The 14,410-nt window shown below is 33.4% G+C and carries 15 protein-coding genes; 14 read left to right on the top strand and 1 reads right to left on the bottom strand.

Features of this window, described 5'->3' with window-relative positions:
- The first annotated feature begins 101 nt into the window (after window positions 1-101).
- From JMUB898_RS07980 to rny, 6 genes are all read left to right on the top strand, one after another.
- Window positions 102-929 (top strand): YmfK family protein, encoded by an 828-nt coding sequence (locus tag JMUB898_RS07980; protein ID WP_002442598.1) that lies wholly within the window; start codon window positions 102-104, stop codon window positions 927-929.
- An 18-nt stretch (window positions 930-947) separates the two neighbouring features.
- The gene (locus JMUB898_RS07975) at window positions 948-1,340 is read left to right on the top strand and encodes a helix-turn-helix domain-containing protein (protein WP_002442599.1); all 393 of its coding nucleotides are present in this window, start codon (window positions 948-950) and stop codon (window positions 1,338-1,340) included.
- Window positions 1,341-1,371: 31 nt separating this feature from the next.
- Window positions 1,372-1,953 carry a CDP-diacylglycerol--glycerol-3-phosphate 3-phosphatidyltransferase gene (gene pgsA, locus JMUB898_RS07970; RefSeq protein ID WP_002442602.1) on the top strand — a complete coding sequence of 194 codons (582 nt, stop codon included), beginning with the start codon at window positions 1,372-1,374 and terminating at the stop codon, window positions 1,951-1,953.
- Between the two features lie 185 nt (window positions 1,954-2,138).
- Window positions 2,139-3,290, top strand: a complete 1,152-nt coding sequence (locus JMUB898_RS07965; RefSeq protein ID WP_002442605.1) for a CinA family nicotinamide mononucleotide deamidase-related protein — start codon at window positions 2,139-2,141, stop codon at window positions 3,288-3,290.
- A 164-nt stretch (window positions 3,291-3,454) separates the two neighbouring features.
- A complete protein-coding gene (gene recA, locus JMUB898_RS07960) occupies window positions 3,455-4,507 on the top strand; it encodes a recombinase RecA (protein WP_037541417.1) in 1,053 nt (350 codons plus the stop codon).
- Between the two features lie 242 nt (window positions 4,508-4,749).
- Window positions 4,750-6,309: a ribonuclease Y gene (gene rny, locus JMUB898_RS07955; protein ID WP_002442608.1), complete on the top strand. Its 1,560-nt coding sequence runs from the start codon at window positions 4,750-4,752 to the stop codon at window positions 6,307-6,309.
- A gap of 310 nt (window positions 6,310-6,619) precedes the next feature.
- Here the strand turns inward: rny and JMUB898_RS07950 are convergent, their stop codons facing one another.
- A complete protein-coding gene (locus JMUB898_RS07950) occupies window positions 6,620-6,835 on the bottom strand; it encodes a hypothetical protein (protein ID WP_002442610.1) in 216 nt (71 codons plus the stop codon).
- Between the two features lie 162 nt (window positions 6,836-6,997).
- On the opposite strand from JMUB898_RS07950, the gene JMUB898_RS07945 reads away from it, so the two are divergent.
- The 8 genes from JMUB898_RS07945 to thiW all read left to right on the top strand — a co-directional run bounded on the left by JMUB898_RS07945 (window position 6,998) and on the right by thiW (window position 14,343).
- Window positions 6,998-7,792, top strand: coding sequence for a TIGR00282 family metallophosphoesterase (locus tag JMUB898_RS07945; protein WP_044466279.1), 795 nt, complete (start codon window positions 6,998-7,000; stop codon window positions 7,790-7,792).
- Between the two features lie 134 nt (window positions 7,793-7,926).
- On the top strand, window positions 7,927-9,687 hold the full coding sequence (locus JMUB898_RS07940; RefSeq protein ID WP_002442613.1) for a 2-oxoacid:acceptor oxidoreductase subunit alpha: 1,761 nt from the start codon (window positions 7,927-7,929) through the stop codon (window positions 9,685-9,687).
- Window positions 9,688-10,554, top strand: coding sequence for a 2-oxoacid:ferredoxin oxidoreductase subunit beta (locus JMUB898_RS07935; protein WP_002442615.1), 867 nt, complete (start codon window positions 9,688-9,690; stop codon window positions 10,552-10,554).
- 157 nt (window positions 10,555-10,711) lie between these two features.
- Complete coding sequence (locus JMUB898_RS07930) at window positions 10,712-11,332, top strand: poly-gamma-glutamate hydrolase family protein (RefSeq protein WP_002442616.1); 621 nt, start codon at window positions 10,712-10,714, stop codon at window positions 11,330-11,332.
- Window positions 11,333-11,415: 83 nt separating this feature from the next.
- Window positions 11,416-11,712 carry a thiamine-binding protein gene (locus tag JMUB898_RS07925; protein WP_002442618.1) on the top strand — a complete coding sequence of 99 codons (297 nt, stop codon included), beginning with the start codon at window positions 11,416-11,418 and terminating at the stop codon, window positions 11,710-11,712.
- A gap of 201 nt (window positions 11,713-11,913) precedes the next feature.
- Window positions 11,914-13,458: a tRNA (N6-isopentenyl adenosine(37)-C2)-methylthiotransferase MiaB gene (gene miaB, locus JMUB898_RS07920; protein ID WP_002442620.1), complete on the top strand. Its 1,545-nt coding sequence runs from the start codon at window positions 11,914-11,916 to the stop codon at window positions 13,456-13,458.
- A 1-nt stretch (window position 13,459) separates the two neighbouring features.
- Window positions 13,460-13,825, top strand: a complete 366-nt coding sequence (locus JMUB898_RS07915) for a YlbF/YmcA family competence regulator (protein ID WP_002442622.1) — start codon at window positions 13,460-13,462, stop codon at window positions 13,823-13,825.
- 23 nt (window positions 13,826-13,848) lie between these two features.
- Window positions 13,849-14,343 (top strand): energy coupling factor transporter S component ThiW, encoded by a 495-nt coding sequence (thiW, locus tag JMUB898_RS07910; protein WP_002442623.1) that lies wholly within the window; start codon window positions 13,849-13,851, stop codon window positions 14,341-14,343.
- Window positions 14,344-14,410: the final 67 nt, after the last annotated feature.

Genomic DNA, 14,410 nt, shown 5'->3' with positions numbered 1-14,410 from the left:
CAATTATTAAGTGCGATTCTCATAAACGATGTTATAATGTGATTAAATCAAACTTTGAATAGCTTTCAAGTGCGTGATTGTAAACAAGGGGTGGTCGAATCATGACAGTTGCAGAAAGAAAAGAGTGGTACTTAGAATATGAAATTACTATCAATCGAGCTGGATTACTCGGTGATATTTCAAGTTTACTAGGTATGCTAGGAATTAGTATTGTAACAATCAATGGTGTTGATCAAGGTAAAAGGGGTCTACTTATCAAAACCGATAAACTTGAGAAAGTTGAACGTTTTGAACAGATTGTCAAAGAAATCAATGAAATTGATATTACTAAATTAAGAATTCCTGAACTTAGAGATCGACTTGCGGTTAGACATGGTAGATACATAGAGCAAGATGCAGATGACAAGAAAACATTTAAATTTGAAAGAGAAGACCTAGGTTTACTTGTAGACTTTTTGGCTGAACTTTTCAAAGAGGAAGGTCACAAATTAATAGGTATTCGAGGCATGCCTCGAGTTGGTAAAACAGAATCTATTGTAGCAGGAAGCGTTTGTGCACATAAAAGATGGTTATTCATAAGTTCTACTTTAATTAAACAGACGGTAAGGAGTTCACTTATCAAGGGTGAATATGAGTCAAACCATGTCTATATTATTGATGGAGCTGTGACAGCTCGTGAGTCTAACCCTAAACATCAGGACCTAGTTAGAGAAGTGATGACATTGCCATCCATCAAGGTCGTAGAGCATCCGGATTTATTCGTTGAAGCATGTAACTACAGTATGGATGATTTTGACTATATTATAGAATTGAGAGAAAATGAGAACCAAGAAATACATTATGATGAAATGAAGAAACAAACGGTTCAAAGTAAAAATAGTTTAGAATTTGGAGACCCATTCGGTGGGGGATTTGGTTTCTTTGAATAAGTGTGAGGAGGACTTTGTGTGAAAACGGTTGGTGAAGCGTTAAAAGGTAGACGTGAAAGATTGGGTATGACGTTAAATGAATTAGAGCAACGAACTCAGCTTAAGCGTCAGACTTTGATACATATTGAAAATAATGATTTTGACCTATTAGCCAAAAAAGATTACACAGAGGGATTTATTAGAAAATATGCCAATGTTGTTAATATTGAACCTAATCAACTGATTGAAGCACATCGAGATGAAATACCTAGCAATCAGCATCAAATGGATCAATTGATGACAACTTTTTCTAATGGTCAAGTACCTTCTTATCGCAGCAAGTCGAAAGAAACCATTCAACTTGTCATGTTAATAGGTATGATTGTTATTGTATCTTTAATTATTTGGATACTTGCAGTATTAATTTTGTAAATAAATAAAGTTTTAGAAATGAGGATTTAAAATGAACATACCGAATCAGATTACGGTATTTAGAGTTATATTGATACCCGTTTTTATTCTATTTGCGTTAGTAGACTTCGGATTTGGACAAGTTTCCTTCCTTGGCGGTTATCATATTAGAATTGAAATTTTAATCAGTGCAATCATCTTTATTATTGCTTCGTTGAGTGATTTTGCGGATGGTTATTTAGCACGTAAGTGGCAACTTGTAACGAATATGGGGAAATTTTTAGACCCTCTTGCAGATAAATTACTTGTTGCAAGTGCGTTGATAGTAATGGTTCAATTAGGTTTTACAAACTCAGTAGTTGCAATCATTATTATTGCACGTGAATTTGCTGTGACAGGACTCCGTTTGTTACAAATTGAACAAGGATTTGTAAGTGCTGCAGGTCAATTAGGTAAGATTAAAACTGCTGTGACAATGGTTGCAATTATCTGGATATTATTAGGTGATCCACTTGTACACTTTATTCATTTCCCATTAGGCGTTACTTTATTATATATTGGTGTATTCTTTACTATTCTTTCTGGTATTGAGTATTTTTATAAAGGTAGAGACGTCTTTAAACAATCAAAATAATTATAATTTAATATGTTTAGATTTGAGGTTGAGATATCGTTAGTTATCTCAGCCTTTTTTAATATATTAGAAGTAGATATCTGAATTGCACGTGCACTTTTTAAACGCTTATTTTAGATTTATAACTCTAAAAAATATATAATGAATTTATTGTGGAAATCGATAGATAAAGGGGTAAAAGTTCAATGAAAATTTCAATAATTGCTGTAGGATCTGAATTACTTTTAGGCCAAATTGCTAATACAAATGGTCAATATCTTTCTAAACTTTTCAATAGTATTGGTAAAAGTGTTGTTGAGCATACAGTTATTGGTGATAATCCTAAAAGATTAGAATATGTTATCAAACAAGGTCTAGAGCGTTTTGATACACTTGTTTTAACTGGAGGATTAGGTCCTACAAAAGATGATTTAACAAAACATACTGTAGCGAAAGTATTGGGCAGAGAATTAGTTACTGATGAATCATCTTTAAGTTACATTGAAAGTTATTTTAGAGAACAAGGTCAGGAGATGACTCCAAATAATAAACAACAAGCTTTAGTCATTGAAGGTTCTAAAGTATTACCTAATAAAACAGGTATGGCACCAGGTATGTTAGTAGAAAAAGAAGAGAAAAAAGTTGTGCTATTACCTGGTCCACCTAAAGAAATGAAACCCATGGCTAAAAATGAGCTATTGCCTTACTTATTAGATGATGACAGGGTTATCTTTTCAGAATTATTAAGATTTGCAGGTATTGGTGAATCTAAAGTTGAAACGATATTGATGGATCTTATAGACAATCAGTCAAACCCAACTATCGCACCTTTAGCAGGGACACACGAAGTATACATTAGATTAACAGCTAACGCAGATACGCAAACAGAATGTGAGAAACTCATCCAACCTATTAAGAAGGAAATCCTTAATCGAATAGGAGAATATTACTTTGGATCGGATGATATTACGATTGAAGAATCGGTTATGTCTAAGGTGAAACGTACATTCGCAATATACGATGGTGTAACCAATGGTGCGCTATATACAAGGCTGAAAAATGTAGATACAGACAATTTACTTAAAGGCATTTTACCGCATAGTTCTGTTTTTGTAGAAAATGATGAAAACATACATGCTCAGCTTTTAAGTGCAGCTCAATATGTAAGAGATTTATATCAAACAGAATTGGGTATTGTGTTATTAAATAAAGACGGAGAGGTATATTTAGCGATATATGATGGTGAAAACTTGAATATAGATACCTTCAAAATGGCTCAAAGTCGAAATTTATTAAGAAACAGAAGTCAAAATTATGCGATGATAAGATTATTAAAATGGTTCGAACAACAAGAATAATTCATTTTTAGTGCAAAATATAAGTACGTTTGTTCGTTTCTGTTCTGGTAAAATCACAAATTACACGAACAAATATTCGCAAAATGCTTGTGTTTTGATTTGATAGCTTGTATAGTAAGGGTAAGATATTAAACAGATTACTTTCTGAATTAGGAGGTCTCGCTTTGGATAATGAACGTCAAAAAGCTTTAGATACAGTAATAAAAAATATGGAGAAATCATTTGGTAAAGGTGCAGTAATGAAATTAGGCGATAATAAAGGTCGCAGAGTCTCAAGCACATCAAGTGGTTCTGTCACAGTGGATAACGCACTAGGAGTAGGTGGTTATCCTAAAGGAAGAATTATTGAAATATATGGACCTGAAAGTTCAGGTAAAACAACTGTAGCATTACATGCAATTGCAGAAGTACAAAAAAATGGAGGCGTAGCAGCTTTCATTGATGCTGAACATGCGCTTGACCCTGTTTATGCTCAAGCATTAGGTGTAGATATTGATAATCTATATTTATCTCAACCTGATCACGGTGAACAAGGTCTAGAAATTGCTGAAGCTTTTGTTCGAAGCGGTGCCGTTGATATTGTAGTTGTCGATTCTGTAGCTGCCTTAACACCGAAAGCTGAAATTGAAGGTGAAATGGGAGATACGCATGTCGGCTTACAAGCAAGATTAATGTCTCAAGCGTTAAGAAAATTATCAGGTGCAATTTCTAAATCTAATACAACTGCAATCTTTATTAACCAAATTCGTGAGAAAGTTGGTGTTATGTTCGGTAACCCTGAAACAACACCAGGCGGTCGTGCATTAAAATTCTATAGTTCTGTACGTTTAGAAGTAAGAAGAGCAGAACAATTAAAACAAGGTCAAGATATTGTAGGTAACAGAACAAAAATTAAAGTTGTTAAAAATAAAGTTGCACCACCTTTCAGAGTGGCAGAAGTTGATATCATGTATGGTCAAGGTATCTCTAAAGAAGGAGAATTAATTGACTTAGGTGTCGAAAACGACATTGTAGATAAATCTGGTGCATGGTACTCATATAATGGGGAAAGAATGGGCCAAGGTAAGGAAAATGTTAAAAACTACTTAAAAGAAAATCCTCAAATTAAAGAAGAAATTGATCGCAAACTACGTGAAAAATTAGGTATCTTTGATGGAGATGTTGAAGAAACTGAATCTGAAGAAGATACGCCTAAAACTTTATTTGATGAAGAGTAATCTATTCACATAACATAGAAAACGTTGAAATGGATGGCTAAATAGCTGTCCATTTTTTATATTAAAAATTGGTTAATTCTAATATTAACTATGAAGGTTTCAAATGAGTTATAGTGCAATTTCATATCTTGACACTTCTCTGTCGAAAAACGTACAATTAGTGTGTATGATTCTTATATAATTTCATATAATCATATTGATTTTGATATACAGAGCAAACCCTAGATAAAGGAGGTGTTTATGTGAATTTATTAAGCCTCCTACTCATTTTGCTGGGGATTATTCTAGGCGTTGTTGTAGGGTATGTCGTTGCCCGAAATTTATTACACCAAAAACAAGTTCAATCGAGACAAACTGCCGAAGATATTGTCAATCATGCTAATAAAGAAGCTGACAATATTAAGAAAGAAAAATTACTAGAGGCAAAAGAAGAAAACCAAATTTTAAGAGAACAAGCAGAAAGTGAACTGCGTGAAAGACGTGGTGAACTTCAAAGACAAGAAACCCGACTTCTTCAAAAAGAAGAGAACTTGGATCGAAAATCTGATCTATTAGATAAAAAAGATGAGATTTTAGAACAGAAAGAATCAAAACTTGAAGAAAGACAACAACAAGTAGATGCAAAAGAGAGTAGTGTTCAAACATTAATAATGAAGCATGAACAAGAATTAGAACGCATCTCCGGTCTCACTCAAGAAGAAGCTGTAAACGAACAACTTCACAGAGTTGAAGAAGAACTGTCACAAGATATTGCAATACTTGTTAAAGAAAAAGAAAAAGAAGCGAAAGAAAAAGTAGATAAAACAGCAAAAGAATTACTTGCCACTACAGTACAAAGATTAGCAGCCGATCATACAACTGAGTCAACCGTTTCAGTTGTTAATTTACCTAATGATGAGATGAAAGGTCGAATTATTGGTAGAGAAGGTCGAAATATTCGTACATTAGAAACGCTTACTGGTATAGATTTAATTATTGATGATACTCCAGAAGCGGTTATTTTATCAGGCTTTGATCCAATACGACGTGAAATAGCTAGAACAGCGTTAGTGAATTTAGTTTCAGATGGTCGTATCCATCCTGGACGTATTGAAGATATGGTCGAAAAAGCTAGAAAAGAAGTTGACGATATCATTAGAGATGCTGGTGAACAAGCTACATTCGAAATAAATGTTCATAATATGCATCCGGATTTAGTTAAAATACTTGGTAGATTAAATTACCGTACTAGTTACGGTCAAAATGTTCTTAAACATTCTATTGAAGTGGCGCATCTCTCTGGCATGTTAGCAGCTGAGTTAGATGAAGATATCACTTTAGCCAAACGTGCTGGTTTACTTCATGATGTTGGTAAAGCAATTGACCACGAAGTAGAGGGAAGTCACGTAGAAATAGGTGTTGAATTAGCTAAGAAATACGGTGAAAATGAAACAGTAATTAATGCGATACACTCACATCATGGCGATGTAGAACCGACTTCTATAATTTCTATATTAGTTGCGGCGGCTGATGCTTTATCAGCAGCTCGACCAGGTGCACGTAAAGAAACACTTGAAAACTATATTAGAAGATTAGAAAGACTAGAAGCGTTATCAGAAAGTTATGATGGAGTTGAGAAAGCATTTGCAATTCAAGCAGGTAGAGAAATAAGAGTCGTTGTCTCACCTGAAGAAATTGATGATTTAAAATCATATAGATTGGCTAGAGATATCAAAAATCAAATCGAAGAAGAATTACAATATCCTGGTCACATCAAAGTGACAGTTGTTCGTGAGACTAGAGCAGTAGAATATGCAAAATAATTTATTAGAGCCACTTACCGATTCATCGGTTAGTGGCTCTTATGCATGAAGCGTAGATTCAAGTATTACCAAAAGCTTACCGATTCATCGGTTAGTGGCTCTTATGCTTAAAGCGCAGATTCAAGTATAATGAAGTGAGTGACATTTAATTTTAATTTCAATTTCAGACAAATACTTAAGGATATGTATGAGTCTTAAAAAAATTAAAATTAAAAAATACATAAAAAATCTGCCAATAAAGTCGAAAAAGACATTACTGACAGGTTGATTTTAAATTACAATGTTTATAGTTGATATATCAATTTTGAAATTATTTTAATTGTAAATCTGCATCATTAATTTCTCTAATGATTTCAGCTGTGTCATAACAATTAGTAGCTATGTTAGAGTATCTCTCAGCTAAACGGTAAGCGTTAATATATAAAGTTAAACTTTCTTTAGCGATATCTTCAGGCTCATCTGATTTAGCTGGATTAGAACTTACTACTAATTCTGCAAATTTTTCAGGATCAATATTAATAGACATGTGTTATATACAACTCCTAGAATTTTATTAACTTCATACTAACATAATTAATAAATTCGAAAAAGAAAAGTCTTTTAATATTCAGAATAATTAATTTGTACTGAATACTTTAATTATACGGTGGTATCTATTAAACTATTTTTATGAGAGGATGAACGATTTATGAGAATATTGTTTATCGGGGATATCGTTGGTAAAATCGGCAGAAATGCGATTTCCACTTATCTACCTAAAATCAAACAAAGCTATCACCCGACAGTATCCATTGTAAATGCTGAAAATGCAGCACATGGAAAAGGACTCACTGAGAAAATATATAAGCAATTGTTAAGAGAAGGCGTAGATTTCATGACGATGGGTAATCATACATATGGTCAAAGAGAGATTTACGAATTTATTGATAATGCGAATCGCATGGTAAGGCCTGCTAATTTTCCGGAAGAAGCACCAGGAGTTGGCATGCGTTTTATTCAAATCAATGAAATTAAATTAGCAATTATTAATTTACAAGGGCGTACATTTATGCAAGATATTGATGATCCATTTAAGAAAGCTGATCAACTTATCGAAGAAGCAAGACAAGTGACACCTTATATCTTCGTAGACTTTCATGCCGAAACGACTTCCGAGAAAAATGCTATGGGATGGTATTTAGATGGAAGAGTTAGTGCAGTCGTGGGTACGCATACACATATACAAACTTCTGATAACCGTGTTTTACCTAAGGGAACAGGTTACATTACTGATGTAGGTATGACAGGGTACTATGATGGTATATTAGGAATTAATCGTGACGAAGTCATTCATCGATTTATCACGAGCTTACCACAAAGACATGTCGTTCCAGATGAAGGCCGTAGCGTATTGTCTGGAGTAATTATTGATATAGATAAAGAAGGAAAGACAACTCAAATTGAAAGAATATTAATTAATGACGATCATCCTTTCCAAGGATAAAAGCCTATGATTACAACGTTTATAGGTTATCGTCCATTAGTATGAATTTAATTTTGTACCACTGTTTACATAGTAAAACGGTGGTTTCTTTTGTTAAAATTAATTATGAATTATAACCACAGGAGGCATGTGATATGAAATCACAAATATCATGGAAAGTGGGCGGACAACAAGGTGAAGGGATCGAATCCACTGGTGAAATCTTTGCCACCGCAATGAATAGAAAGGGATACTTTTTATACGGTTATAGACACTTTTCAAGCCGTATTAAAGGTGGCCATACGAATAATAAAATAAGAGTTTCAACTTCGCCTGTTCATGCAATAAGTGATGATTTAGATATTTTAGTTGCATTTGACCAAGAAACGATTGAGCTCAATCATCATGAAATGAGAAACGATAGTATTATCATTGCTGATTCTAAAGCTAAACCTGAAAAGCCGGAAGACTGCAAAGCACAACTTATTGATTTACCATTTACGAGTACTGCAAAAGAACTTGGTACAGCTCTCATGAAAAATATGGTCGCTATAGGTGCTACTTCAGCATTGATGAACTTAGATACTTCAACTTTTGAAGAATTAATTACTAATATGTTCTCTAAAAAAGGAGAAAAAGTAGTTGAAATGAATATCCAAGCATTAAATGAAGGATATCGTTTAATGCAAGCGCAATTAAATGCTATTGAAGGTGATTTTGAACTAGAGGAAAATAATGAAAATCCTCATTTATACATGGTAGGAAATGATGCTATTGGTTTAGGTGCTATTTCAGCAGGCTCTAAATTTATGGCTGCTTATCCAATTACACCTGCGTCTGAAATTATGGAGTATATGATTGCTAATTTACCTAAAGTAGGTGGTACTGTCATACAAACAGAGGATGAAATTGCAGCTGCAACAATGGCTATTGGTTCCAATTATGCTGGTGTGAGAGGATTTACTGCTAGTTCTGGTCCGGGATTATCACTAATGATGGAATCAATAGGGTTATCTGGTATGACTGAAACACCATTCGTTATTGTTAATACACAACGTGGAGGTCCTTCAACTGGTCTACCAACTAAACAAGAACAATCTGACTTAATGCAAATGATTTATGGTACACATGGTGATATTCCTAAAATAGTTGTTGCGCCTACAGATGCTGAAGATGCATTTTATCTTACTGTAGAGGCGTTTAATTTAGCTGAAGAATATCAATGTCCTGTTATTATTCTCAGTGACTTACAACTTTCTTTAGGTAAACAAACTGTTAAAGCGCTTGATTACAATAAGATTGAAATTAAACGTGGTGAATTACTTCAGTCTGATATTGAACGTGAGGAAGATGATAAGAGTTACTTCAGAAGATACGCATTAACTGGAAGCGGTATTTCTCCTCGTCCAATTCCAGGAGTTAAAGGCGGTATCCACCATATAACTGGGGTTGAACACAATGAAGAAGGTAAGCCTAGTGAAGCGGCTTCTAATCGCCAAGCTCAAATGGAAAAACGTATGCGTAAAACTGAAAATCTAGTTATCGAAAAACCTGTTGAATCAAATGAAAGACATGAACATGCCGACATTCTTTATATTGGATTTATTTCTAGTAAAGGAGCGATTATGGAAGGTTCCGAACGTCTTGAAGAACAAGGCATTAAAGTGAATACTTTACAAATTAGACAATTACATCCTTTCCCTAAAGATACGATTCAACAATCTATTGATAAAGCCTCTAAAGTAGTTGTAGCCGAGCATAACTACCAAGGACAATTATCCAGTATTTTAAAAATGAATATCCAATTACAAGATAAATTAGTTAATCAAACTAAATATGACGGTACACCGTTCTTACCTCATGAAATTGAAACAAAAGGTTTAGAAATAGTTAAGGAAATTAAGGAGTTGGTTTAATTGGCTACATTTAAAGATTTTAGAAACAATGTTAAGCCAAATTGGTGCCCAGGATGTGGTGATTTCTCAGTACAAGCTGCGATACAAAAAGCTGCAGCCAATGTAGGCCTAGAACCAGAAGAGGTTGCAATTATAACTGGTATAGGTTGTTCTGGTAGGTTATCAGGTTATATTAAATCATATGGCGTTCATGCAATTCATGGACGTGCACTCCCTCTTGCCCAAGGCGTTAAAATGGCTAATAAAGATTTAACAGTAATTGCTTCAGGCGGAGATGGCGACGGCTATGCCATCGGTATGGGACATACGATTCATGCATTAAGACGTAACATGAATATGACTTACATCGTTATGGATAACCAAATTTATGGTTTAACTAAAGGACAAACATCACCATCATCAGCAGTAGGATTTGTAACTAAAACTACACCTAAAGGAAATATTGAGAAAAACGTTGCACCACTTGAATTAGCGTTGTCCTCTGGAGCAACTTTTGTAGCACAAGGTTTCTCAAGTGATATTAAAGCATTAACGAAATTGATTGAAGATGCTATTAATCATGATGGATTTTCATTTGTAAATGTCTTTTCACCATGTGTAACGTATAACAAAGTAAACACATATGATTGGTTCAAAGAACATTTAACTAATATTGATGATATTGAGAACTATGATACATCAGATAAGCAATTAGCTATGAAAACTGTTTTAGAACATGAATCATTAGTTAAAGGTATTGTATACCAAGATACTGAAACACCATCTTATGAATCACAAATTGACGAATTAGAAGATGAAGCTCTCGCTAAAAAGGATATTCATATATCTGAAGAGACATTTAATGATTTAACTGCGCAATTCGTATAAATTATAAGTTAACTGAGTGCTTTTTGTGCGCTCAGTTTTTTTACACCAATTTTGAGATTTTAAAAAATCAATTAAAAGCGTTTAGATTATGTAAATCACTTTTCAAACTGAAAATTAGGGGAATGGATAACGTAAAAGTTGTTGTAGGGAGGCTACTATGGACAAATTTAAATCAATGAAAATATTGGAAAAAAAGACAATTGAAAATGAAGATTGGGAGATTGAAATTGAAGATAAAGACAGTGATGTTTCAATATTAGCTATTCATGGGGGCGGAATTGAACCTGGTACAACTGAATTGGCTCAAGTTATTGCTGAAAAAGGTGGGTATAATTACTTTTCATTCAAAGGTATCCGTAGTAAAGGTAATAATGAATTACATGTCACATCCACCCATTATGACAACCAACAAGCTTTAGATTTAGTGAAAAAAAGTGAAAGAGCAATAACAGTTCATGGATGTAAGGGTGAAGAGAGCGTAGTATATATAGGTGGCGATGATTATCAACTTATTGATATTTTAAGTGAAACTTTACAAGATATAGGTATTAAAGTCGAAGGGGCGCCGCATACAATGGCTGGGACTCAAAATAGAAATATCACAAACCAAACTAAAAATGATGCAGGTGTACAATTAGAATTAACTTCTGAACTAAGAAAATCATTATTCGTTAATCATAAAAGTTCGCGTAAAAGTAGAGAAAATCGTGATAATTGGGGAGATTTAATGTATGATTTTGCTGACGCAACTTCTAAAGCAATTCAGCAAGTACAATGAAAAGTTAATAAAAAATGATACTTGCTTTCATCATGTTAAAATAGGATTGTATTAATATTTTAACGAAGAGGAGTGTTTGTATAATGAATGATACATTGATGAGCGTACAAATTGTTCCGCGAACGCCTAACAACCAAGATGTGATTCCATATGTTGATGAAGCAATAAAAATTATTGATGAATCAGGTTTGCATTATAGAGTTGGACCATTAGAAACGACAGTTCAAGGTGATATGAGCGAATGTTTAATCTTAATTCAAAAACTTAATGAAAGAATGGTTGAACTAGAATGTCCAAGTATTATTAGTCAAGTTAAATTCTATCACGTGCCTGAAGGTATTGAGATAGAAACGTTAACAGGTAAATATGATCAAGAATAAAGTTTTTCAATTAGTAGATTGAAAATGAATAAATATAATAAATTTGTGGCGAGAGCATGGAATTAATCTTTTTTAAGTTTGATTTCGCGCTCTTTTTTTATAAAATTTTTCAAAAGCATATGTCAGCGTCTTTTTGCACTTTAATCTTAAATTTAATATAATGAAATAATGATTATGGGCATATAGAAAGGATTTTTCAAAGTGAATGAAGAACAAAGAAAAGCTGGTACGATAAATATTTTAGCTGAACGTGATCGCAAAGCTGAAAAAGACTATAGCAAATACTTTGAACAAGTGTATCAACCGCCAAGTTTGAAAGAAGCAAAGAAACGTGGGAAACAAGAAGTACAATATAACAGAGATTTCCACATTGATGAAAAATATAAAGGTATGGGTAACGGACGAACATTTTTAATTAAAACGTATGGTTGCCAAATGAATGCACATGATACCGAAGTCATGGCGGGGATATTGAAAGCTTTAGGTTATAGTGCGACTTCAGATATTAATCAAGCTGACGTTATATTAATTAATACTTGTGCGATTCGTGAAAATGCAGAAAACAAAGTGTTTAGTGAGATTGGGAATTTAAAACATCTTAAAAAAGAACGCCCTGAGTGCCTAATTGGCGTTTGTGGTTGTATGTCTCAAGAAGAATCCGTAGTGAATAAGATTTTGAAATCTTATCAAAATGTAGATATGATTTTTGGTACACATAATATTCATCATTTGCCTGAAATTTTAGAAGAAGCTTATCTATCAAAAGCTATGGTAGTTGAAGTGTGGTCTAAAGAGGGCGATGTAATTGAAAACTTACCTAAAGTACGTGAAGGTAGCATCAAAGCTTGGGTGAATATCATGTATGGTTGCGATAAATTCTGTACATATTGTATTGTTCCATTTACAAGAGGTAAGGAACGTAGTCGTCGTCCTGAAGATATTATTAATGAAGTGAGAGAATTAGCTAGGGAAGGTTATCAAGAAATCACTTTACTAGGACAAAACGTTAACTCTTATGGTAAAGATATTGAAGGATTAGATTATGGTTTGGGTGACTTATTAGAGGACATCTCTAAAATTGATATTCCTAGAGTACGTTTTACTACAAGCCATCCTTGGGACTTTACAGATCGGATGATTGAAGTCATTGCTAATGGTGGTAATATCGTTCCACATATTCACTTGCCAGTTCAATCTGGTAATAACGCTGTTTTAAAAATTATGGGACGCAAATATACTAGAGAAAGTTATCTTGACTTAGTAAGTAGAATAAAAAATGCTATTCCTGATATTGCTCTAACCACAGATATCATCGTAGGTTATCCAAATGAAACAGAAGAACAATTTGAAGAAACATTATCACTATATGATGAAGTTGAATTTGAACATGCATATACTTATCTGTATTCACAAAGAGACGGTACACCAGCTGCAAAAATGAAAGATAACGTTCCAACTGAAGTTAAAAAGGAACGTCTACAAAGATTAAATAAAAAAGTTGGAGAGTACTCTCAAAAAGCAATGAGCCAATATGAAGGTGAAATTGTCACAGTACTATGTGAAGGTTCAAGTAAAAAAGATGATACTGTATTAGCTGGATACACTGCTAAGAATAAACTAGTAAACTTTAAAGCTCCAAAAGAAATGATTGGAAAACTTGTTGATGTGAAAATTGATGAAGCCAAACAGTACTCATTAAATGGAACTTTTGTTGGAGAACATCAAAGTGAGATGGTGGTTCAATAGTATGTATTCAAAAGAGGATATCTTAAAACATGCTGATACCCTTGCAAATCGAATTAATAATTTGGAGATTGTTAAAGATTACCAAACTATTGAAAAGCAAATCCATAATAATAAAACAATTGAAAATAAGATGAAAAATCTTAAAAAGCAACAAAAACAATCCGTTAATTTTCAAAATTATGGTAAAGATAACGCATTTCAGCAATCAGAGAATCAAATTCATCATATTGAAGATGAAATTAATCAATTGCCAATAGTTGAAGAATTCAGGTCAGCACAATATGATGCCAATGATTTGCTACAGATGATGATTAAAACAATGGAAGACCGACTTAATGAACATAATGAACGAGAACATAAAGAGTAAATTCTAAATGAGGAGTAAATGCTATGAAAGTAAGGAAATTGACTATAACCGCAATTTTGATAGCTATTAATATAGTACTTAGTAGTCTTATCGTAATACCATTAGGACCGATTAAAGCAGCACCCGTTCAACATTTTATTAATGTATTATGTGCAGTCTTTGTTGGACCATGGTATGGCTTAGCTCAAGCATTTATTTCCTCAATTTTCAGAGTGAGTTTTGGCACAGGTAGTGTGTTTGCATTCCCGGGAAGCATGATTGGGGTATTCCTTTCTAGTTTATTTTATATGTATAGAAAACATATCTTTATGGCAGCTGTGGGAGAAGTATTGGGAACCGGAGTAATAGGAAGTTTAATGTGTATTCCTTTAGCATGGTTTATGAATTTTGATAACTTTTTAGTTAGACCATTAATGATAGCATTTATAGTTTCAAGTGTTATAGGTTCTTTAATAAGTTATATATTACTTATTGTTTTGAAAAGACGTGGTCTATTGGATAAATTTAATAAGAAATGATTTATTTACAGGTACGCTTTATTAGTGAGGGGTTAAATATTGGGGTTAAAACAATTTTGTCTCATGT

This window comes from Staphylococcus caprae, assembly GCF_003966625.1.
Lineage (GTDB): Bacteria > Bacillota > Bacilli > Staphylococcales > Staphylococcaceae > Staphylococcus > Staphylococcus caprae.
Note: the sequence above shows the minus strand (reverse complement) of the source record. Positions and strands in the feature narration are given on the sequence as shown.